We start from the raw sequence: 21,200 nt of genomic DNA, 5'->3' as shown, positions 1-21,200 counted from the left end.
ATCCCAACCGACCGGCCACCCAACCGCCTGTGTCAATTGTCACGATCATCCTGATTGCGAGCTGAGGCATGTTATGTCAACGATGGCCACCGAACACCCATCTCAACGGCATCGCCGGGGGGCGCCATGCTGCCGGCGTTCGCCCTGATCCTGGTGGCGGGCTTCAGCGGGCGCCCGCCCCACCATTTCCTGAAATGTCAACACTTGTCGGGACCCTGGTAATTCTGCGGCGGTGATGCAACGGTTGATCCGTGGCTGGGAGATCGAATACAGCTGGCTCCCCCTCTCGTCGGCTGCTGCTCGTGGAGGATGACCGCGAGCTCGGGGGCATGTTGGTGGAGCTGTTCACCGACGAGGGATACACGGTCGACCTGGCCCTGGAGGGGCAGCGTGGCCTGCACCTGGGCCTGAGCCGCGCCTACGACGCCATGATCGTCGACCGGGGCCTGCCGGTGGTCGACGGCATCGACCTGCTGCGGCGGCTGCGCAGGCAGGCCGTCACCGTGCCGGTGCTCCTCCTCTCCGCCTTCGGCACGGTCGCCGACCGGGTCACCGGGCTCGACGCGGGCGCCGAGGACTACCTGGTCAAGCCGTTCGAGATCGACGAGCTGCTGGCCAGGGTACGGGCGCTGCACCGCAGGAACCTGGACCAGGCCGGGCTGCTGCCCGTCGGCGCGGGCTGGCTGGATCCGGAGGCCCACACCGTACGGCTGCCGAGCGGCGAGCAGGTGACCCTGTCCGGCCAGGAGGCCCGGCTGCTGCACGCGCTGGCGATCCGGCCGCGGCAGGTGCACACGCGCGCCTCGCTGCGCCAGCGGGTCTTCGACGGCGCCCGCACCGAGGCGATCGTGGACACCTACGTCTACTACCTGCGCGGCAAGCTGGGGGCGGGCATCGTCAGCACCGTACGAGGCGTGGGCTACCGCCTGGGTGAGCTGTGAGGGAGCAACCGGCCGCCGATCCGGAGCGACGCCTGCCGATCCGGGGTCGCCGCCGGGACATCCTGGCCGATCCGGAGCGACGTCTGCTGACCCGGGCCCGCCGCCGCGTCACCGTGCAGGTGGCGGGCGCGATCTCAGTGGTGCTCGCGCTCTTCGGGGTGATGGTCTACTGCGTCACCGTGAGCGACCAGAGCGCCTCCGCACGGCGTGACCTGGCCGCCGCGACCCAGCACGGCTCCGTCACCCACCCTCCCCCCTGCATCTGGCTGTTCGAACTGCGCGACGGCACCGTACAAGCCTCTCCCGGCGCACCGGCGGCGCTCCCCCTGCGCACCGCGCTGTACCTGGCCGCCGCCGGCGACGAACCGCAGGTCACCCAGGCCGAGCTGGCCGGGCAGAACTATCTCGTACGCACCGAGCGGCACGGTGACGTGGCGACCCAGGCGGTGATCGACCTTCGCTACCAGGCCGCCGAACGGCAACGCCTGCTGCGCACCATCGCCGCCGCCGAGCTCGCCGGGCTGCTGGCCGCGCTGCTGATCGGCCAGGTCCTCGCCCGCCGGGCCATCGCGCCGCTGGGCGAGGCCCTGGCCCGCCAGCGCAGGTTCGCCGCCGACGTCAGCCACGAGCTGCGCACCCCGCTGACCCGCCTGCACACCCGCGCCCAGCTCGTGGCCCGCCAGCTGCGGCGCGGCACCGACCCGATCCTGGTCATCGACGAGGCCGACCAGCTGGTCACCGGCAGCCGCCAGCTGGGCGAGGTGGTCGAGGACCTGCTGGTGTCGGCCCAGTTCAGGCAGCTGCGCCGGCCGTTCGTCCCCGTCGACCTGGCGGCGCTGGCCGAGGAACTGGCCGTCGCCGAGGCGGCCCGCGCCGCCGCGCACGGCGTGGCGATCGAGGTACACCGCCAGGGCCTCGACGCCCACACCGTGCGCGGGGCGCAGTCGGCGCTCCGCCGGGTGATCTCCGCCCTGCTGGACAACGCGCTCGGGCACACGAGTGCGGGCGGCCACATCTGGATGACGGTCGTCGGCGGCCCGGAGGTGGTGGAGCTCACGGTGCGGGACGACGGGGTGGGCCTGGATCCGGCCGACTCCGAGCGGGTGTTCACCCGGTTCGTCGGCCAGGGCTTCGGGCTGGGGCTGGCCCTCGTACGAGAGGTGGTGGACGGGCACGGCGGCACGATCACGGCGGACGGGCGGCTGGGCGCGGGAGCGGTCTTCACCGTCCGCCTCCCGGCGGATCCCACCGCCCCGCGCCGCCCGCCGCCCAGAAGCGAGCCGGCCGAACCCACCTCGCCCGCCGACCGCTCCGACCGCTCCGACCGCTCCGACCGCGAGCCTGAGCGGCGATTCTGATCCGCGCTTTCAGGCCATCGCCGCTCAGCTTCGCACCAGTCACCAGTACCCTCTTCGAGAATCGACACGGCTGGTGCGAGCCCGGCCAGTCGCAGCGCCCGAATCCGCTGGGCCTTCTTGCTGTCAGTCCGGTCGTTCAGGTGTTCCCGGATCCGGACCCGCAGTCGGATGGTCTTGCCGACATAGAAGACAGCGCCGGTCAGCGGATTTGTCAGCGCATACACGCACCAGACGTAGCCGCCCCCAGCGTTCTTCACCTGCGTCTGGCCTGGGATGGGCTGAGACTGCGGCGTGGCGACCGTCGAGACAGCGGCAAGGGGATCACGCGCCATGGCGTCCTCCAAGTTCGACCCGCATGAGCGGATGTGGATATGCGAAAGGGGAGCGGATGTGGTGATGACCGCCGAATTAGACAGACGCGCTATCCGGACCGCGCCACCTCCCGACCAACCGGGAGTGCAGGATTCGAACCTGCGACCTTCTGTGCCCGATAACCGACGATCTTCGACCCGCTCCCCTTGCTCGTCAGGTCTGGAACCGGCACGGATGTGGGGATGCCCACCGGCGTTCGGTGCTCTACCGGCTGAGCTACACAGACCGAAGCGTCTTGAATTCCCTGTAGTTCCCTGAAGGATTCAGGCAACTCGGACGGGCGTAGCCTGCATTGGGCTGCCCCGGTGCTCGGTGAATGTGAGCACGGGGGTGGCTTTGGCGTGGTGGAAGCCGGTCCGATGGTGGGAATTCCTGACATGCCCTGTCCGGTACGGCTGGTGCCGTCCCGGCTTGGGTGCATGGCCCGCCGGACGCTGTCCACCGCTGGCAGGCGGTGGGGCGGGCACCGTGCGCCGGTCAGGCACACGGCTGAAAGTCATCGAGTTGTCTCGTGGGTTGGCTGGGGTGCGGGTGGGGCGTTTCGGGGTGGGGCGGTTCTTGGACCGGTCGCGTGCTGCCGGGCGGGGGTGCAGGTCTGCTCGGGTGCGGCGCGCGCGCCGGGCCGCGCGGGTGGGCCTACGTCTCCGGCGGGCGCGGGCCACGTTCCCCTCCACGACGGTGGCGATGGTGCGCGCACCGGTGGAGCGGTGGGTGCGGGTGGCGTTTTGGCCGAGTAGGCCGCGGGCGAGGATCCGCTCGGCCGCTGCCCAGTCCCGGTCACACGACAGGCCGCAGGCCGGGCAGTACGCCCACCTCCAGCCCCGCTCGCCGAGCCGATCCGGGGCCGGGCCATGCGTGAGCACCGACGCGCCCGCTCCGCAGCGGGGGCAGTAGCGGGAGGTCCCGCGCGCCGGGACGGTCACCACCGCGATGGCGTGCTTGGCGGCCAGGTGCCGGATCGCCTCGACGATCCGCCCGCGTACCTGCCCCGACAGGCGCGCGTTCACGCTCCCCCGGCGCCCGCGCGCCTCCAGAGTCGCCAGATCCTCCACATAGATGACCGTCGCCCCCGCGGCGGCGGCCTGGTCGACCGCCCAGCGCGCCGCCGACCAGGCCAGCGCCTTGTTCAGGTTGCGGATGCGGGCACACAACCGCTCATGCTCAACCCCGAGCACCTGCCAGGCCGTACGCAACGCGGCGTAGCGGCAATCAGCGGGCGTGATGCCGTCCAGGAGCCTGTCCAGGTGCCGATGTTTGGCGGCCAGGTGCTCACGCTCCGCCCGCAACCGGTGCAGCTTCGCCGACACACCGCTCGCGTCGAAGGCGAACGGCCGCCCATCACTGACCACCCGCCCACCGGCCAGACGCCCCGCCACGCCGGCCAGCACAGTGTTGAGGCCCCAGTCGAAGCCGCACCCGACCGCATGACCCGTGGCGGGCGCGAAGTCGATCGGGATCTTGAACGGCAGATCGACGCGCACCCGACCCTTGGCCACCCGCACGGTGGGGGCGCACAACGTCGCTTCCGGCGGCACGGTCGGCGGCAAGCCGACGGGCAGCACATGCCACGCCCAGTCCCTGCTGCTGGCCGGGGATTCGACCAGCGGGAGCCGCACCCGCAGGTGGGCGCCGCGGCCGTTGGTGCGCTGCAGGGTGAGCAGTTGCCGGTCGGCCGCCGCCAGCACAGTCTGGGCCGCAACGTTCGGAGGCTCCTCCACCTCGGTCAGATCGGCCGGGAACACGCCATGCTCGTCGAGATAGGCGCGAACCTGCCGGGTCCGGTTCCGGATGTCCGCCGCCGTCACCCCGTCCGGCAGCAGCGCGCGCAGCGCGTCCCATTCGGCGCCGGTGCGCGCACCCGTATCCTGCGGCCAGGTCGCCACGATCGCCGCCACCAGCCGGCGCCGGTGCAGCGCCAGCCGGAACAGGCGGGCGGCCTGCTCCTGCGCGCACCGCAGCACCCGATCGCACACATGTACGCCCGAGGGCGGGCCCACGGCCCAGCCGAGCCTGCGAACGGCCATCCAGCCCTTCGACGGCAACGCCCGCCCGTCCAGCCCCACCCCCGACGCCAAAGCGTCCAGATCAACCGGATTCCACCGGGCGGCCACCACGCGGGCGGTCAGGTCGCGAGTCAGGCCGGCCAGCCAGGCCACCCGCCGCGCCACAAGCGGCTGAGGAACGACCTCGCCGGCCACCTCCACCACCGCCGTATGAGCGGTGCACGAGGCAGTAGCGGTCAGTTCACTCATGCACCGCCCCAGTCTCCGGGCAGGCGGAAGGCCGGGTGGGCGGACGGTGACGCACCGCGCCCGGATCGGCCGCCCTCTGAGCACCGCCCGACACTCGGCGACCACGGCCGGGCGAGGGTGCCGGCCGGGCAGCGGTCGTGGCAACGGCCGCACCACACGGTCGGCGCGGCCCAATCGCAGGAGAGCCGGTATGCATGCATGTCCGCCCCCCGGAACGCAACATCACGATCAGCAACTGAAAGATTACCATCGGTTGACCCTGGCGGGTAGAACAAGTGAACGACAACGCCCCGATCTGCCTGCCCGCCAGGCCAGAACCAGCCGCAGCCCATCGCATGGCAAGCCTGCAGACCCAGCGACACCGCAGCCAACCGATGCGGCGAGAACCCCACCGACTCATGACGCGCCCTGCGGGCCGATCATGCTCGGCCCGGCCGGCGCCGCCGCCGACCTAGAGGAAACCTTGACAGATCATGGCGGATGTTCAGGTTTTCATAGCGAATATGGGCAGCGGTTCATACCCTGACGGGATTCGAACCCGCGACAACCCCATTGGAAGTGGATAACCGACGGGCTTCGACCCGTACCGGCACCAGACCTGACCAGTTCATCGGGCCGGGAGACGACGCGGATGTGGAGACGAGCACCGGTGTGATCTGGTTCGAAGAGATGACCGACGCCCTTCGACCCGTGTCCTCTCCGGGTCCGACGAACTGGTTCCCACGCTACCGATCAACGTGCCGCGCAATACCTGATTATCAGGACGGGTGACGGCGTCTCGCTCATCGACTGCCGCAAGGCGTACGGCACCAGGTGGCAGCACGCCCTGATATTCCAATTCACGAATATTCCGGATCGCATTGACCGCGAGAAATCCTCGGCTTAACTTCAGGGTGAGCAACCAACTACAGAGGGTTACTATGATTTGGTCAAGATCGCGGGCGGCGACTGCGGGCGGGATGACTGCCCGACCGTCTTCACGATGCCCAACAGCGGCATGGTGGCCGTTCAGGGCTACACCGTCGATCGGGAGACACCCGAGGGAGAGTCGGTCGTGAGCATTCCGGCCAAGGTCCTTCTGGAGGCTGCACGTGCGCTTGGAGGGTGACGCCTGGCGCGAGTTCTTTGACGGCTTCCAGACCTCGGCCTGGCGCCTGGAGACTCGCGCGGTCTACTCCATGCCGGGCGAGCAGGAAGAGTTCACCTCCTTCCTGACCACGGGACGGCTGGACATCCCGGACGACGACGCGTGGCTGACCCGGGTGCGTGACTTCAGGGCTTCAGGACGCACGATAGGCAGAGTGCACGCTCTCACCCGACCGCTCTCCGATTACCTGCGCTATGAATTCGCGGTGTACAGCCACACATCACGAGTCGGCGAAGACATCAGGATTGCGGACCTCACGGACACTCCCAATCCAGGAATACCGAATTTCGATTTCTGGATGTTCGACGAACAGCATGTGGTTCTCATGGAGTACGACCTGGACGGCGTCCAGGTGGGACGCGAACTATTGGATCGTCCAGACATCGCTCGTTTCATCGGATACCGGGATATAGCCATGGGCCACTCGGTGCCTTTCCATGAATATCAGGCTGGGCTGAGGAGCGGTGTTCGAGCCGAGTGAACTGGGCCAGCGGCGCGACGATCTGGCCACCGCGCTGCGCGAACTGCGGAGGGCCTCGGGCCTGACCGGAGATCGGCTGGCCGCTCGAAGCGGCATCAGCCAGAGCAAGATCTCCAAGATCGAGACGGGCAAGGTCCTGCCCTCCACAGTCGACGTCGAGCGCATCCTGTGCGCCCTGGACGCTTCACCTGACATGATCGAGGAGATCACCTCTCTCACGCGGCTGGCGAACACGCAGTTCCAAGACTGGCGCTCTACCCTTCGGCGCGGCCTACATCATCGTCAACGCGAGCTGGCCGCCATCGAAGCGGACTCGGCCGAGCTGCGCTACTTCCTGCCGACCATGATCACTGGCCTCCTCCACACACCTGAGTACGCGCGAGCCAGTCTGGTCGGCAACCCCGGAGACCTCACCCAGGTGATCGCCAAGCGCCTGGAGCGGCAGGCTGCCCTGTACGACCGGAGCAAGACCTTCACCTTCGTCCTCACCGAGGCGGCCGTGCGCTGGCCCCTGTGCCCGACGGATGTCATGGCGGTCCAACTCGGCCGTCTGGCGTCGCTGGCGGCTCTTCCCAACATCCGATTGGGCGTCATCCCTGTGGCTCAACCGCACCTGCCGACGGGGCCGCTGAGCACGTTCACGGTCTACGACAATCGGCTGGCCACCGCGGAGGTGTTCTCCGGCGCGATAATCATGCGGGACCCTCGGGATATCGCCTACCACCGAGAGCTGTTCTCTCTCTTCGCGAGTTATGCGCGATTCGGAGTCGAAGCCGGCGTGCTACTCACCCAATGGGCCGAGGAATTCCAGCACGGGAATTAGCGGTTATTCCAACTCACGATTTATTCCACGACTCGAATAGGCTGCCCAACCCCTACTTTCCTTCATAGCGTGGAGGCATCTTCGAAACCTGCGGACAAAGGAATGCATCATGGCGACTCGCGCACCGCGACCGCAACTCGCCGGCGTTTCGCCGATCGTCGCGGCCGACCAACTACGGCAGGCACTCGCGCAAGAGGGCATCGCCGCCGATGTGCACGACGGGTACGGCCTGGCGCTGGTATCGGTATGGGTTGACCTGGTGGTCTGGTCGGACGGGCTCCGCTTTTGGTGGCGCGTCGGCTGGAACGGAGAGCACTCGAGACCCGTCTACGCATGGCACCCGTCAGCGGACCCGACGCGCGCCGGCCGCCGCGTGGCGCTCCGCTATGCGGACCTTCGCGCCACGCACCCGTTGTCCGAGGCGGTCGCCGGTGCGTATCCGTGGGTGTGAGCTTGCGTGAATTGATCAGCGCGTTCCCCGGCTGGGACATCTCAGACGCGGCCGGCGGGGGCTGGTACGCGGTCCGCATCGCCACAGTCCCCGCACACAGTGGGCTGTCCAATGTCCGGTGTGGAGCCACCTTGGACGAGTTGCGCAAGCACCTGGAACTGGAAACCCAACGCGCGCCACGCCCCGCCCGGCTGCGAGGTGCGGCCTGACCTGCCGCCCTGTGTATCAGGGTCGCTTCATTCTTCCCTGCTCTCCGCACTGAGCAGCAGACCGAAAAGCGCGCGCGCGATTGAAGTACGGAACGCATCCAGCGGCGGGTTCGATCCGATGCCGAAGAGGTCTTCGGCATCCTTCACGGACGGCGCGGAATCTAGGCTCACGGCCACCCCCTGTCGCTGGAGGCCTCCATGTCCGGGCCTGACCAACTGTTCGCCAAGCTGCGGGCCAGGCCGGCGCGGGCCCGCGTCTGGGTGCAGACGCTGATCCTGCTCGTACATCCTGGATCTTCGGGTCACGGGGGTGGGAGCGACACGACTCCTCACAGAGCCTCGGTTTCACCTGCGGCGGCGGAACAGGCAACGAGCCGGTTGACCGGTGAGCGCCCCGAGGGCGGTGGTGCGGACGAGCGCCGCCGGCACGCCCGGGACGAGTTACGGCGGGGCGGCGTGGTCTGGCTGGCCTATGCCACCGCGGTGCGGCACCTGATCCGGCTCGCGGTGCCCGCCGCGGCGGTGTTCCTGCCGATCGGCCTGCTTGCGGCGTCGGCGCTGATTTTCCTCGCGGACGGGTCGGCGGCGGTGGTCAACGGCGACTTCGAGTTGATCGGCGCGCCTGATACGTCCTTGCTGGTGTGGTCGGCGGCGGTGCTGGTCGTCTTGGTGGCCGGACAGGCGGTGGCGCTGCCCGCGACGGTGATGCTCGCCACCGGGCGACTGGTCGGCAAGGACGTCTCGACCTCCGACGCGATGCGGGCCGCGGCCCGGCGCTGGCCTGCGACGGCGGTGCTCGTCCTGGTCGGCGTGGTGGCGTTCACGGCGGCTCTGGCGGCCGGGCTCGGCATTCTCATGTGGACCGGGGCGCAGGTCACCGCTTACGCCGTAATGGCGGTCCTGGCCCTGGCCGCGATGCCGTGCCTGCTGGCTGTGGCGCCCATGGTCCTGGAGGGCCGGTCCGCGAGGGGCGCGCTCGCTCGCGCCTACCGACTGACGGCCGGCGCCTCCTGGGTGACACCACTCACGCTGGCCTTCGGCGTCGTGCTCTTACCCGCGCTGGCCGCGAAGGCGGTGAACTGGGCGGTGTCCGGGCTGCCCATAGTGCCGGCCGTGGCCGGCTCCGTACTGGCGCTGATCACCGTGCCGTTCCAGGCGACCGTGATCGCCCGCCTGTTCCTGCACCGCCTGGTCATCAAGGGGACGATCACCGAGTTCAAGGAGATCGTCGACGGTCTGCCGGCGAGCACGCCACGCCCGGCCAGGCGCATGCCGGTGCTCGCGGCGCTGCTCCTGCCCGGCCTGCTGTACGGCGCCGCGGTGCTGATCAACCCGCTCGGCTGGCCGGAGGTCTCAGAGACGGCCGTCACGGAGAACTGGTCACGCGGCCCGGACTCCGAGGTGTCCGAGGAGGATGGGCGTCCGAAGCCGGAGCTTGATGCTTCGGATCTGCGAGCCCTGTATGCGGGGTTGGGCGGGCGCATGGTCATGCTCCTGGACGGCTCCGCCGAGGCGAAGTTGCTGACCTGCATGGACAGCAGCTGCACGCGAACCCAGTTCACCTGGGCCGAACCGGTCGGCGTCGTCGGCCGGTTCACAGCGGCGGGCGCCCGGCTGGCGGACGGCCGTCTCGTCGTGTCGACGTGGACGCAGGAGGGCGCGGACGAGGATGGGCTGATCCCGGACTACGACAAATGGCATGCCTGGCTCCGGCTGTTGATATGCGACGCGACGACCTGCATCCCAGCCCCTGGTGGCAGGCCCATCACGGAGGTGACGTCGTCCGTCCAGCACAGGACGGTCGCCCTGGCGGCACGGCCCGACGGCGGCCTGCTGGTCGCCCAGCTCCACGACCGTCCCTTCAGCGCGCGCGACATCGACAAGGAAACACTCTCGATCACCACCTGCGATGATCCGGCCTGCGCCCATCCACGCACCAAGGAGATCGCCAAGCTTCCCATCGACAGATTTGCGAACGACACGCCCGGCCTCATCGCGGGCGTGGGGTCCGACGACCACCCCGTTGTGGTGCGCTTCGACCGCGGCACCGGCTCGATCTTCGTCATCTCCTGCGATGATCCCGCCTGCGCCCGGACACGCATGGGACAGCCCGTCCGGGAAGGTTCGCCCGATTACTCCGGCCACGCCCACCGATCCGACACCGCCATGGCGGTCCGGACCGACGGACAGCCGCTGATCGCCCACCTGGACGTGAGCGACGGCGCGATCAAGCTGCTCGACTGCCACACCCGCGAGTGCTCAAAGGCCGACACCGTCACGCTGGCCGAGCCCGGTCGCAACACGGCGCCGGCCATGGTGCTGGACCGGAACGGACGGGCGCTGGTGGCCTACCAGGACCTCGACCGCGATCGGATCGTCATCGCCGCCTGCGCGGGAACACGCTGCACACGTACTCCGGTCACGACGATCCGGCGCGGCGGTGATGACGGCCTGGCCATGGCGTTGAACGGCCAGGGCCGACCCATGATCGCCTGGATGGACGTCGGGGGCTGGCACGACTGGGACCTTGTCGTCACCACGCCGCTCAACCTGCCCTGACCCAACTGGTTCCCACGCTACCGATCAACGCGCCGCGCCACACCTGATCATCGGGCACGAGAGCTCGCAAGGAGCTCAGGACGTTCCGTCCAAGCCCGCGAGCAATCGCTCGATCTCCGAGGCATCAGGCAGACTCTCCACCACCGGCGGTAGAACTGGAACGGCGTCTCGCTCATCGACTGCCGCAAGGTGTGCGACACCAGGCGGCACCACGGAGCGGATCGCCTCAACGCAGCGGGTTTCGGCCTCGGCGCGGATGCTGAGCGCCTTCAGGGCCGAACGTTTGGCCTCCTGGCGTTCTTCTTCCCACTCGCGTGCCTCTCGGGCGATCTCGAGGGATCGTTCCTTCCTGTGCGGATCGGACAGATCTCGGATGAGCTCTTCGGCCATGAACTCGTCCAAGGCGCGCCAGTCACCACCCGGCGGAGCCGGCGCCCGAACCAGGGAACGGAAGTTCTGGACGGCCTGATCATGCGCCCTGCGCGCGCTCTCCGCCCAGAGCCTTGCACCGGATGCCTGTGACTTGGCCAGTTCCACGCTGCGGGCGAAGCCCGACAGCGCGTCGGCGCAGGCACGATAGGCGGTCGCGAGCCCGGTCGTCTCCGCGTGGATCTCCACCATGATCTCGTGGAAGTCGGCATCATCACCATCTCGCACCCGCAGACCGGCGCTCCCATCGGCCGCCGCGTCGAACTGGCCGCCGTATTCGGCCGTGAGTTCGGCGTCATACTCCAACGTGGAGACCGCCAGGCGGAAACGAGAGACATCGTCAGGGATGGGATCGCCCTCCATGTCCAGGACGCTCCAGTCCGGATCCTGGGCAGGCGGGACCGGCTCCGGCATCGGGTAATCGAATTTCTTCAGCTCGCCGGACAGCTGGCCTTCGTACAGATGCGCGTCAAGGCGCCTGGCGACCGAGCCGAACACGTCGAGGGCCCGTTCGAGCAGCTTTTCCACCGCGATACGAGACCTGGACGTCACAGCGAGGAGCTCGCGCACGGCCGCGTCGATCGGCGGGGAGCACGCGAGTCGGACCAGTTCGGTGATGCCGCCGGTCGCCGGAGCGGACATCGACCGGGGGTTCCGCTGCCAGCTGTCTTGGGTGCTCCTCAGATACCACCAGATCTCGCTGAGCGCCTTGGGGAGCGCGGCGCTCCTCGCATTGATCCGTGCGGCCGCGAGATAGACCGCCGCCGACTCGAGCGGACGGCGAAGCAGGAACAGCAGGTCGGCCAGGCCCAGGGCAAGGCTCTCGTCGTTCGGGTCGAGCCGGAGCCCTTCCCGGTACGCGCGTTCGGCCTCGGCCCAGTCGTTTCGAGCGCGCGCCACGTCGGCGACCGTCAGGTAGGCGATCGGCTCCTGCGGGTCGGCTTCGACCGCCGCCTCGGCCGTGAGCCGCGCGTCGTCGATTCTGAAGACCGCCAGCTGGCACTGCGCCAGCACACGGAGTGTCCATAAGCCCGTCGGATCCAGTCGTGCCGCCTCCGTCGCCTCCCGGAGAGCGGCGGCGTTCCGGTAACGGTCCAGAAGCATGGAGGCCATCAGGCCATGCGCCCACGCTTCGTGTGGGTCGAGGCGCAGCGCGGCCTTCACGGCGTCGTGGGCTTCTGAACTCCAGAACTCGTTCAGTTCGGAGCGGGCGTTGAGCAGGCAGACCGCGCGCAGGCAGAGAGCTTCGTACGCCGTGTCCTCCGAGGTCAGCGCGGGGCGCAAAGCCTTCGCCGCGTCTCGCCATCTCCCCAGCTGTACGAGGTTGCGTGCGGTCAGAAGCGCCTTCTGACCCTCGTTCACGCCATGCCCCGCTGCCTGAGGTAGGCGAGGAGATCGTCGAACTTGCCGGCGGAGTCGGCGAACATCACCACGTTGCGAGCGTCCTGCAGCCACGGTCCGATCGACGATTTCACCTCGGCGAACGCCTGATCGAAGTCGATCATCCGGATCGGCCGTACCTCCTTCGTACGGACCGAGTCCAGCATGGCGTGCTCGGCCGCGGTGTCACAGAGGTGGGCCAGATCGGCGCCGGAGAAATGCCCGCTGCGCCGGACCAGCGTGGCGATCTCGATGCCTTCGAGAGGCCGGTCACGCAGGTGATACCGAAGGATGGCCTCGCGCGCGGCATCGTCGGGCGGGGCCACCAGCAGCAGGCGGTCGAATCGTCCCGGCCGCAACAACGCGGTGTCCACGTCCCACGGATGGTTGGTCGCGCCCAAGATGAAGACGCCGTCGTTGACGCTCTTCACCGAGTCCATCTCGGTCAGCAGCTGATTGACCATCCCGCGCATCGCGGTGCTCGTCCTCAGGTGCACGCGCTTCTGGCCGAGCGCGTCGATCTCATCGAAGAACAGCACGCAGGGCGCGTTGCGGCGCGCGATCTCGAACATCTCATGCAGGTTGCGTTCGCTGGAGCCGACCCACATGTCCAGGATGTCGGAGAGCGAGACCGCGTAGAAGCGAGCCCCCAGCTCCCCGGCGATGGCGCGAGCGAGAAAGGTCTTGCCGCATCCCGGAGGTCCGTACAGCAGGAGGCCGCCAGGAAGGCTACGGCCATAGAGGCGACGCATTTCCGGATTGCGCATGGGGACGAGGAACGCCGCCTCCAGGCGCCGTTTCACCTCTTCCAGCCCACCGACGTCCGACAAGGTCATGTCAGGACGCTCGGCCTCGCCATCCGGACCGACCCCGGGATCCTCGATCAGGGCGGGCTGCACGATGCCCGCCACCTCGCCCTCCGCGGCGTCCCAGTCGAACTCGGCCTTTCCCGATTCGGCCTTCGCCGCTTTCGCGGGCTCCGCTGGGGCCGACACGCCGCGCAGGCGATCCGTCGCGCGGGAAAGGACGGCGAGTGCCTCGGCGTTGCCGGGATCACGTTCCAGAGCGGCGGAGCAGTGCGCCAGGGCGGCCGCCGAATCCCCCTGGTCGACGAGCATGCCCGCGACATGAACGCGGAGAGGCACGTCGTCCGGGCGGCCCTCCACCGCCTCGAGAAGACTCCGCAAGACAGCAGGCAACCCGTCATTCTCCATGGCATCCCCCGAGGAATCGAAAACGCCGAGCTGCGCAAATGCCACGGCCCGCCCCAAATCCGGATCAGAGTACATCGCCTGACCTCGATGAGGTCAGGGAATTCCGTCGACGCGGGCTCTGCCCGTTTCCTCACGGGCCAGGTCGATGGAGGCCTCGCCGACCGGGCTCGAACCGGCGTCCACCCGGTCCCGAGCCGGGCGCTCTACCACTGAGCTACAGCAAGGCCATGCCATCGTGCACGGCGCCGCCGACCGGGCTCGAACCGGCGCCCACCTGGAGAAAGAGCCAGGCGTTCTACCACTGAACTACGGCGGGCCGTGTCCCAGTCTGCTCGATCATCTCCGCGGACGCCACGGATTAATGGCGGCCCTGCCGACCGGGCTCGCATCATGGCGCGTCCTTGATCGGCAGGTCGCTGACCACCACCCTGGCGGTCAGCCCGTGCGCGACATCGTCGGCCAGTTCCGGCTTGAGGTGCTTGCCGCTGAACACCCCCGCCCGGCGCAGCAGCGCGGCCCAGACCGGGTCGGCGATGCTCACCCCGTGCACCAGCTCGGGCGTCAGCCGGAAGACGGCCACGCCGCTCCTGGGCGCGGGCGCCGTCCAGCCGGATCTCTCCGGATCCAGCCCTGCCGTACGGCACGCCGCCTCGACCTCGGTCCGCGTGCAGCCCGCGCTTCCGTCCAGCACCTCCCACGGCAGCGGTAACGCCGCCCAAACCGCGGTGTTGGGGTCGACGTCACCGCTGTGCCAGGCGACCAGGTCGCCGGCCATCAGCCGCATCGCCTTGCCCGGGCAAGCCGCCTCCAGCAGGTCGAGCGCGCCGAGCGAGGCCAGACACGCCAGCCAGCCGGAACGGGCCGCGTTGTAGGCGGTGGCGAGGTTGTTCCACGTGCTGGAGTCATCGCCCCGCCGTACGATCATCGTTGTCCGGTCTGTGCGCGGACTCCACCGCTCGCGCAGCAGGTCGGCGCTGTGGCGCATGACCGCCGACCACTGGCCCAGCAGCCTGCCTCGCTCCTGCTCGCTCAGGCGTTCCAGCACGTCCGGCGAGGTGCGGACCTGAGCGATCAGCCACCAGTCGCTGCCGGCCGTGCACCGCTCCAGCAGCATCGCGGCGATCTCGTCGAACGGGTTCTCCCGCCCCGACAGGCTGAACTCCCGGCGCAGCTTACGCCGGGCGGTGAAGTAGGCCACGAAGCACGCCGCGTCGGCGTCGGCCAGGAAGCGCTCCAGCGGGATGTCGGCGCCGAACCCGGTGACGCCCACCATGAGCAGGCGACGCTTGTCCTGCTCGATGCCGAGCGTGGCGGTCTTGGCGGTGATCCGGCGCAGCATCCGGAAACGACGGTTGTACTGACGTTTGGACAGCTCCATGCCCGCCGTCTCGCGCGCGGCGCGGTTGAGCCGGTCTGCCAGGAAGTCGGTGTGCTGGGGCGTCCAGCGGATGTCGCGTCCCATGGTCGCGGCGAACTCCAGCAACGACTCCGGATCGTCCCGGGTCGACCTCCACGGTCCGGTCGAACAGCCGGGTGGCGGCGGCGACCTGCCGGGCGCCGCCGACCGGCCGGGCGTAGTCGGAGGACATCGAGGAGAACCAGCCCTGTCGACGGGCCGAGTGCTTGGCCGCCCGCTTCAACAGCACCCGCTCGCGGCGCGACACGCTCCCGTCCAGGGCCAGCAGCACCAGGTCGGCCACGTCCTCGGGCCGGTATCGACGATCCAGCGAGCCGTGCAGCTCCACCAGGGCTTCCCGGCGGGCTGGAACACGGCCGTCGGCCTCGCGAAACTCCATGATCCCATCATTCACGTCCGCGCCGTCCCGCCTCAAACGATTTGCCGGCGCGCGAGCCGAACCCGATGTCCGCCAAGCCTTGACCGTATGACCGGAGGTCGTCCGGCACCGGTTCCAGAGATTCGGCAAGCCACTCTCATGACCAGGAAAGGTGGCCGGGTCGTTCCAGGGCGGATCACGACAAGGCTGAAAACCTCCCCATGGGAGATGCGGTGACCCGCTGTCCGATCACCACACGGAGGTGCGCCATGACGATCAACGCCAATCTCGACAAGCTGCTCGACAAGGCATTCGAGAAGTACGACCTGGAGAAGCTGCCCGCCGCCCCGGTGAGCGCGCTGGCCGGGGTGAGCGACGCCGACGCCGAGTCGCTGGCCAAGGCGTTCAACATCAAGACGATCGGCGATCTCGGCCGCAACAAGCACTTCCGCGCCGCGGTGGCCATCGTCAACCTCGTCGACGCCGCCAAGTAGCAGCGCGCCGCGAAGACGCCCTGTCCATCTTGGGCCTGTCCATCTTGGGCCTGTCCATCTTGGGCGTGGGCGGGGCGTCTCGGCTCACAGAGCGCCTCGACATCACATGGGGTCTCGGCTCACACGGGGGTCTCGGCTCGCAGGGAGCGTCTCGGGCTCACCGGGCCGGTGGCCACATCCGGTCACTCATGATCGCCGACCGTGCGGCCCTGCATCGGGCTCACCGGCGAGGCGCACATGAGAAGAGGCCCGCTCCTCTTGACGAGTAACGAGCCTCTGACCTGCGACGAGCGTGGTGGGCGATACTGGGATCGAACCAGTGACCTCTTCGGTGTGAACGAAGCGCTCTCCCGCTGAGCTAATCGCCCGCCCTGCGGCCCCTTGTGGCGCCGACGGGAAAACCATACCGCACTCCGGGACCAGGTGGCGAAGCGGCGGGAGGCTCGGAGGGGGATTCGGGGAAAGGGTGCGGTTGCCCACCGGCGTGACGGCTCGTTGGCATACCATCGTCGTGTTCCGGTAGGTGCCGATCGTGATCCTTTCTCAAGGAACGTTCTTGGTGGGCTCCCCGGAACAGGCTCCACGAACACGCAAAACCCTTGTAAATACGACCCGATTGATGCCGTTTAGCCAGGTAGATGCCTAAATGTCCAGCTGTGATGTGCGTTACAGAAGGGCCTAGGAGCGGAATCTTTCCTACAGGTTTCTTCGTTCCGCGTGATAGCTCAGGACGAAGTCCGTCAGAGCAGTGATAGCCCCGAAGAGGGGACCTTCGACGAAAAGGTTTGGCTGACGATGAACAGCACCACCGTCTCCGCCGAGCTTGGCCTTCGGCTTGTGGTCCCCGACCGTACTACCGTCCCCCTGCTCGCCGGACTGAGTTACACGGCCGACGACCCGTACGCCATCCGCATGGCCTTCCACGTAGGGAACGACGAACCGGTCGAGTGGATCTTTGCCCGTGAGTTGCTGACAGTTGGCATCGTGAGACGCGTCGGCGACGGCGACGTGCAGGTATGGCCCGCACGCGCCGACGGCGAACGCACCCTGCACATCAGTTTGACCTCGCCGTTCGGCCAGGCACTGTTCGAGGTGCCGCTGGCGCCGCTGACCGAGTTCCTCCACCGCACCTACGAGAAGGTGCCCGCCGGTCGCGAGACCGACTTCATGGACCTCGACGCCGAGCTCACCAACATGCTCTGGCCGAGCTGACCGCTTTTTTGATCTTTTACGGCAGAGCACGGTGGGCCCCACCCGCCGCACAGGGCTGGGGTCTGTCCAGGGGCACGCTCCTCCGGTGGAGGTGGCTGGGCGCCGTAACGTGCGCATTCTTGACCCCGGTCCGGGGATTGGGCCGGGGTCTCATGATTTGACCCCCGTCCGCGTGGGTCCGGTCTCATGATTTGCGACCCCGTCCGCGTGGGCGGGGTCTCATGAATCGCGCGGGGCCGCCCGGGGAACGGGCCGGGGTCTGATCATTAGGCCGAGGCCCCGGTGAACCCGAGCCGCCGCGCGCCCGAGGTCCGTGCCATTGCCGACATGACCATAAACGGTATGTCGGGTTCCTGATGGTTTGCTGGGATTATTGGGTGATCTCGGTCAGAGCCGCTTTCATTCTCGTAATCTCGATGCTCTGGCCCGAGTAGACGTCTCTCGCCATGCGCCTCATCGGCTGGTCCGTGCCGGCGGAGAGCTCTTCACCGGCCATCTTCAGGGCGCCCCCGTGGTGTCTGACCATGAGTTGCAGGAACAGGCGGTCGAAGGCGGCCGCGCGTGCGGCCCGCAGGGCGTTCATCTCCTCCAGGGTGGCCATGCCGTAGCCCTCGGGGCCATGAGAGTGGTCGTCGGGGACCGGGCGGCCGAGAGAGGCGAGCCAGGAGGACATGACGGTGATCTCGGGGCGCTGCGCGCTGGCGATCTGCTCGGCGAAGCGGCGTACGGCCGGTGTCGTCGTACGGTCCTTGACCAGGCCGGTCATCTCCAGCGCCTGCCGGTGGTGCGGGATCATGCCTTCGGCGAAACGCACGTCGGCGGCGGCCGGGGCGGGCGGCGGCTGGCCGAGGCGTTCGCCGGGCGTGGCCGTGCGGGCGGGGCTGCCCGGGCCCTGTGGGACGATCACCGGGGCGTCGGTGCCGATCGCGGACGGCTGCTCCGCCTCCTGGGCGCACGCCGACAGCACGGGCAGCACGAGTGCCGCCAAGACTGCGGGAATGAGCGCACGCGATCGGGACCTTTCTGACATAGCTTCCATAGTGACCCAGGAACGAGAGGGAAGTGCGTGATCTTCGGAAAGGTACGGGTGGCGGCGGCGTGCGCGGCACTCCTGCTGATGGCCGCGTGCAGCGCCGGTCCGCGAGGGGAGGATCCCTCCGGAGACGGGGGCGAGCCCCTCACCACCGCCCAGCCGACCGGTGACGCGAAGACGAGCCCGAACGTCAAGCGGGTCGCCCACGTGCCCCGTACGGCTCCGCTCGACGGCGCCATGGACTGGAACACCGACCTGGCCTTCCAGGGCGACTACGCGTACGTGGGCAACTTCGGCGGGTTCTCGATCTACGACATCAGCGACCCGACCAAGCCCAAGACCGTCAGCCAGGTGGCCTGCCCGGCGCAGCAGAACGACGTCTCGATCTACGGCGACCTGCTGATCCTGTCGATCGACGAGCCGCGCAGCGACGAGAGCTGCGCCTCCACGACGAAGAGCCAGGCCTGGGAAGGACTGCGGATCTTCGACGTCAGCGACAAGAAGAACCCGAAGTACGTCTCGGCCGTCGCGACCGACTGTGGCTCGCACACGCACACGATGATCCCCGACGGGGAGACGCTGTACGTGTACGTGTCGTCACCCGGCCCCGAGCCGGAGTCCAAGACGTGCCCGCCGCCGCACGAGCTCCTCCAGGTTGTGGAGATCCCCACCAAGGACCCCAAGGCCGCCAAGATCGTGGCAAGGCCGAACTTCTTCCCGGACCGCGAGGAGACGGGCGCCGGGTGCCACGACATCACGGCGTACCCGGAGAAGAAACTGGCCGCGGCCGCCTGCTTCGGTGACGGCGTGCTGCTCGACATCTCCGACCCGGTCAACCCGAAGCTGCTCCAGCGGATCCGCGACGAGGAGAACTTCCAGCTCTGGCATTCGGCGACGTTCAACAACGACGCGACCAAGGTGGTGTTCAGCGACGAGCTGGGCGGCGGCTCCGCGCCGACCTGCGACCGGGACACGCCGCGGACCAAGGGCGCGGACGCGATCTACGACCTCACGAACGGGCAGCTGGAGCGGCGCGGCTACTTCAAGATCCCTCGTGAGCAGGAGCAGGACGAGAACTGCGTCGCCCACAACGGCTCGCTCCTCCCGGTGCCGGGCAAGGACATCATGGTCCAGTCCTGGTATCAGGGCGGCGTGTCGATCTGGGACTTCACCGACTCCGCCAACGCCAAGGAGATCGGCTACTTCGATCCGCCCGCGTTCGACGGGGTCGCGGGGTCCTGGTCGGCCTACTACTACAACGGCTACATCTACTCCAGTGACATCCGGGGCGGCCTGGACGTCATCGAGATCAAGGATCCGCTGACCGACCCGGCCAAGCAGGTCAAGATGGACGACTTCAACGTCCAGACCCAGAAGTCCTACTGAGGTGCCGTGATGGTCCCCGCCCGCCAGTTGCTGTAGGTGGTGGCGAAGGAGGAGGCCAGCCGGATGTTGGCGTTGAGCGCGCGCCAGGACAGGTCGAAGAAGACCGGCCTGTCGCGCGGGTCCAGCTTGAGCTTCCAGGTGAGCTGGGTGTCGGCGAGGTCGTCGACGGTCCACCCGCCGGTGATCTCCGAGATCTTGTCCTGCAGGGCCCGCGGGCCCTTGCTGGTCACCAGGGAGCCGGAGTAGGACCGCCCCTCCGCGCTGATCCGCGGCGTCAGGCTGATCACGTCGAGCAGGGCGCCGATCCCCGCGGTCACGGGGAGCATCTCGGCGAAGTAGAGCGACGCCGACGCCTCCTTGCCTTTCACCGGCTTGCCGTCCAGGTAGACCGCCGGCGTGTCGGAGCTGTCCATGACGACCACCTGCCGGCTGTCGCCGACCGACTCGACCCGCATGTCGAAGTCCGTGGTGGTGCCATCGCTCGCGCCGAACACGAGCCGGCCCCGGGCCTCGCCGGCGTACGCGCTCTCGCTCAGACCGCCCGAGTAGGTGAAGTCGGCCAGCGGCGTCACGATGGTCGCCGCCTCCACCGCCGCGACCAGCTCCGCGCGCCTGGCCGGCGGCGGGGGGACCATGGACTCAGCCATGCCGGTGGAAGCCGACGGTGTGCCGGTGGCGGCGGCCGGGGTCTGCGCGATGGGTGTGCGGCCGGCCGCCCGCTCCCAGAGCAGCACCCCGCTGACCAGCAGCGCCGTCGCCGCCAGGCCCGCCCCGGCGAGCATCTTCCTGCGCGCCATCAGCGCCCGCACCGGGCCGATGGCCGGCGGCGGCCCGGCCACCAAGGTGTCGGCCGCCGCCAGCGCGCCCTGTTCGAGCACGTCGGCCTCTTCCGAGCGCCGGTCCTCGCCGAGCAGCTCCAGCAGGACGCCGCGCGCCGTGGGACGGGCCGCGGGGTCCTTGGCCAGGCAGCGGGCCACGATCCCGCGCAGCGGCTCGGCCAGATCGCCCAGGTCGGGCTCACCTTGAAGGATCCGGTAGGCGACCGCGGCGATCGTGTCCCCGCCGAACGGCGCCTGCCCGGTGGCCGCGTACGCCATCGTGGAGCCCCAGGCGAACACGTCGGCCGGCGCCCCGACGGGCCCGTCGCCGAACTGCTCGGGCGCCATGTAGCGCGGTGTCCCGGCCAGCCCGCTCCTGGTCGCGGTGAGCCCGGCGAGCCGGGCGATGCCGAAGTCGATGACCCGCGGCCCGTCCTGGGCCATCAGCACGTTGCCCGGCTTGAAGTCGCGGTGCACCACGCCCGCCCGGTGGATGGCGGTCAGCGCGGTGACCGTGCCGATGGCCAGGCGGGTGAGGGGCGTGCCGCGCAGGGGCGCGACCTCCTCCAGAGAGGGGCCGTCGATGTACTCGCTCACGACGTAGGGCGGGTCGTGGTCGAGGTCGGCGGTGATCACCCGGGCCGTGCAGAACTCGGCGACCTGCCTGGCGGCGGCGAGCTCCCGCTGCGCCGTGCGATCGACGCCGCCCGCCATGCCGCCCGCCATCACCTTGATCGCCACTCGCTCGCCACCCGGCTTCTCGGCCAAGTAGACCACGCCCTGCCCGCCCTGCCCGAGCCGGCCCACGATCAGATAGCCGCCGAGCCGCAGCGGGTCGCCCGGCCGGGGTGTATCGACGGCCATCT

General features: G+C 68.9%; 18 protein-coding genes, 3 tRNA genes and 1 pseudogene. 11 read left to right on the top strand and 11 right to left on the bottom strand.

Features of this window, described 5'->3' with window-relative positions:
- Window positions 1-302: 302 nt before the first annotated feature.
- Together ACQP2T_RS23625 and ACQP2T_RS23620 are read left to right on the top strand one after the other, a co-directional pair.
- Window positions 303-941 (top strand): response regulator transcription factor, encoded by a 639-nt coding sequence (locus ACQP2T_RS23625; protein ID WP_433518262.1) that lies wholly within the window; start codon window positions 303-305, stop codon window positions 939-941.
- Window positions 938-2,299 (top strand): sensor histidine kinase, encoded by a 1,362-nt coding sequence (locus ACQP2T_RS23620; protein WP_433518261.1) that lies wholly within the window; start codon window positions 938-940, stop codon window positions 2,297-2,299. The genes ACQP2T_RS23625 and ACQP2T_RS23620 overlap by 4 nt, the downstream gene beginning before the upstream one ends.
- A gap of 164 nt (window positions 2,300-2,463) precedes the next feature.
- Here ACQP2T_RS23620 and ACQP2T_RS23615 read toward each other — a convergent pair.
- Together ACQP2T_RS23615 and ACQP2T_RS23610 are read right to left on the bottom strand one after the other, a co-directional pair.
- Window positions 2,464-2,631: pseudogene (locus ACQP2T_RS23615) on the bottom strand (hypothetical protein); the annotation flags it as partial.
- Window positions 2,632-2,934: 303 nt separating this feature from the next.
- A complete protein-coding gene (locus ACQP2T_RS23610) occupies window positions 2,935-4,923 on the bottom strand; it encodes a zinc ribbon domain-containing protein (protein ID WP_433518260.1) in 1,989 nt (662 codons plus the stop codon).
- A gap of 925 nt (window positions 4,924-5,848) precedes the next feature.
- On the opposite strand from ACQP2T_RS23610, the gene ACQP2T_RS23605 reads away from it, so the two are divergent.
- The 5 genes from ACQP2T_RS23605 to ACQP2T_RS23585 all read left to right on the top strand — a co-directional run bounded on the left by ACQP2T_RS23605 (window position 5,849) and on the right by ACQP2T_RS23585 (window position 8,034).
- A complete protein-coding gene (locus ACQP2T_RS23605; RefSeq protein ID WP_433518259.1) occupies window positions 5,849-6,031 on the top strand; it encodes a hypothetical protein in 183 nt (60 codons plus the stop codon).
- The gene (locus ACQP2T_RS23600) at window positions 6,015-6,551 is read left to right on the top strand and encodes a DUF6879 family protein (protein ID WP_433518258.1); all 537 of its coding nucleotides are present in this window, start codon (window positions 6,015-6,017) and stop codon (window positions 6,549-6,551) included. Before ACQP2T_RS23605 ends, ACQP2T_RS23600 begins: the two co-directional genes overlap by 17 nt.
- Window positions 6,535-7,374 (top strand): helix-turn-helix domain-containing protein, encoded by an 840-nt coding sequence (locus ACQP2T_RS23595; protein ID WP_433518257.1) that lies wholly within the window; start codon window positions 6,535-6,537, stop codon window positions 7,372-7,374. Before ACQP2T_RS23600 ends, ACQP2T_RS23595 begins: the two co-directional genes overlap by 17 nt.
- Window positions 7,375-7,483: 109 nt before the next feature.
- Window positions 7,484-7,825: a hypothetical protein gene (locus ACQP2T_RS23590; protein ID WP_433518256.1), complete on the top strand. Its 342-nt coding sequence runs from the start codon at window positions 7,484-7,486 to the stop codon at window positions 7,823-7,825.
- Between the two features lie 2 nt (window positions 7,826-7,827).
- On the top strand, window positions 7,828-8,034 hold the full coding sequence (locus tag ACQP2T_RS23585) for a hypothetical protein (RefSeq protein ID WP_433518255.1): 207 nt from the start codon (window positions 7,828-7,830) through the stop codon (window positions 8,032-8,034).
- Between the two features lie 27 nt (window positions 8,035-8,061).
- On the opposite strand, the gene ACQP2T_RS23580 is transcribed toward ACQP2T_RS23585, so the two are convergent.
- A complete protein-coding gene (locus tag ACQP2T_RS23580) occupies window positions 8,062-8,205 on the bottom strand; it encodes a hypothetical protein (protein WP_433518254.1) in 144 nt (47 codons plus the stop codon).
- Between the two features lie 27 nt (window positions 8,206-8,232).
- Here ACQP2T_RS23580 and ACQP2T_RS23575 point away from each other — a divergent pair, with 27 nt between their 5' ends.
- Window positions 8,233-10,593, top strand: a complete 2,361-nt coding sequence (locus ACQP2T_RS23575) for a hypothetical protein (RefSeq protein ID WP_433518253.1) — start codon at window positions 8,233-8,235, stop codon at window positions 10,591-10,593.
- 75 nt (window positions 10,594-10,668) lie between these two features.
- Here ACQP2T_RS23575 and ACQP2T_RS23570 read toward each other — a convergent pair whose 3' ends face one another.
- The 5 genes from ACQP2T_RS23570 to ACQP2T_RS23550 form a co-directional block, all read right to left on the bottom strand.
- Window positions 10,669-12,384 (bottom strand): tetratricopeptide repeat protein, encoded by a 1,716-nt coding sequence (locus tag ACQP2T_RS23570; RefSeq protein WP_433518252.1) that lies wholly within the window; start codon window positions 12,382-12,384, stop codon window positions 10,669-10,671.
- A complete protein-coding gene (locus ACQP2T_RS23565; RefSeq protein ID WP_433518251.1) occupies window positions 12,381-13,589 on the bottom strand; it encodes an ATP-binding protein in 1,209 nt (402 codons plus the stop codon). The genes ACQP2T_RS23570 and ACQP2T_RS23565 overlap by 4 nt, the downstream gene beginning before the upstream one ends.
- 173 nt (window positions 13,590-13,762) lie before the next feature.
- Window positions 13,763-13,843, bottom strand: a tRNA-Pro gene (locus tag ACQP2T_RS23560).
- 16 nt (window positions 13,844-13,859) lie between these two features.
- Window positions 13,860-13,933, bottom strand: a tRNA-OTHER gene (locus ACQP2T_RS23555).
- 71 nt (window positions 13,934-14,004) lie between these two features.
- On the bottom strand, window positions 14,005-15,099 hold the full coding sequence (locus ACQP2T_RS23550; RefSeq protein ID WP_433518250.1) for a hypothetical protein: 1,095 nt from the start codon (window positions 15,097-15,099) through the stop codon (window positions 14,005-14,007).
- 561 nt (window positions 15,100-15,660) lie between these two features.
- Between ACQP2T_RS23550 and ACQP2T_RS23545 the strand changes: the two genes are divergently transcribed.
- Window positions 15,661-15,885 (top strand): hypothetical protein, encoded by a 225-nt coding sequence (locus tag ACQP2T_RS23545; RefSeq protein ID WP_433518249.1) that lies wholly within the window; start codon window positions 15,661-15,663, stop codon window positions 15,883-15,885.
- Window positions 15,886-16,178: 293 nt separating this feature from the next.
- Here ACQP2T_RS23545 and ACQP2T_RS23540 read toward each other — a convergent pair.
- A tRNA-Val gene (locus ACQP2T_RS23540) sits at window positions 16,179-16,253 on the bottom strand.
- A 427-nt stretch (window positions 16,254-16,680) separates the two neighbouring features.
- Between ACQP2T_RS23540 and ACQP2T_RS23535 the strand changes: the two genes are divergently transcribed.
- Window positions 16,681-17,097 (top strand): SsgA family sporulation/cell division regulator, encoded by a 417-nt coding sequence (locus ACQP2T_RS23535; RefSeq protein ID WP_020547189.1) that lies wholly within the window; start codon window positions 16,681-16,683, stop codon window positions 17,095-17,097.
- A gap of 370 nt (window positions 17,098-17,467) precedes the next feature.
- Here the strand turns inward: ACQP2T_RS23535 and ACQP2T_RS23530 are convergent, their stop codons facing one another.
- The gene (locus ACQP2T_RS23530; RefSeq protein ID WP_433518248.1) at window positions 17,468-18,085 is read right to left on the bottom strand and encodes a DUF305 domain-containing protein; all 618 of its coding nucleotides are present in this window, start codon (window positions 18,083-18,085) and stop codon (window positions 17,468-17,470) included.
- 78 nt (window positions 18,086-18,163) lie between these two features.
- Here ACQP2T_RS23530 and ACQP2T_RS23525 point away from each other — a divergent pair, with 78 nt between their 5' ends.
- Window positions 18,164-19,516 (top strand): LVIVD repeat-containing protein, encoded by a 1,353-nt coding sequence (locus ACQP2T_RS23525; RefSeq protein ID WP_433518247.1) that lies wholly within the window; start codon window positions 18,164-18,166, stop codon window positions 19,514-19,516.
- Here ACQP2T_RS23525 and ACQP2T_RS23520 read toward each other — a convergent pair.
- Window positions 19,510-21,198, bottom strand: coding sequence for a serine/threonine-protein kinase (locus tag ACQP2T_RS23520; protein ID WP_433518246.1), 1,689 nt, complete (start codon window positions 21,196-21,198; stop codon window positions 19,510-19,512). The two genes, ACQP2T_RS23525 and ACQP2T_RS23520, sit on opposite strands and share 7 nt — an antisense overlap.
- Window positions 21,199-21,200 lie beyond the last annotated feature (2 nt).

The sequence above is a fragment of the Nonomuraea sp. CA-143628 genome, from assembly GCF_050942315.1.
Taxonomy (GTDB): domain Bacteria; phylum Actinomycetota; class Actinomycetes; order Streptosporangiales; family Streptosporangiaceae; genus Nonomuraea.
Note: the sequence above shows the minus strand (reverse complement) of the source record. Positions and strands in the feature narration are given on the sequence as shown.

Bases quoted from the DNA above. Each gene is read 5' to 3' on its own strand.
- ACQP2T_RS23610 (WP_433518260.1), bottom strand. From the start codon at position 4,923: ATGAGTGAACTGACCGCTACTGCCTCGTGCACCGCTCATACGGCGGTG.
- ACQP2T_RS23590 (WP_433518256.1), top strand. From the start codon at position 7,484: ATGGCGACTCGCGCACCGCGACCGCAACTCGCCGGCGTTTCGCCGATC.
- ACQP2T_RS23575 (WP_433518253.1), top strand. From the start codon at position 8,233: ATGTCCGGGCCTGACCAACTGTTCGCCAAGCTGCGGGCCAGGCCGGCG.
- ACQP2T_RS23545 (WP_433518249.1), top strand. From the start codon at position 15,661: ATGACGATCAACGCCAATCTCGACAAGCTGCTCGACAAGGCATTCGAG.
- ACQP2T_RS23535 (WP_020547189.1), top strand. From the start codon at position 16,681: ATGAACAGCACCACCGTCTCCGCCGAGCTTGGCCTTCGGCTTGTGGTC.
- ACQP2T_RS23520 (WP_433518246.1), bottom strand. From the start codon at position 21,198: ATGGCCGTCGATACACCCCGGCCGGGCGACCCGCTGCGGCTCGGCGGC.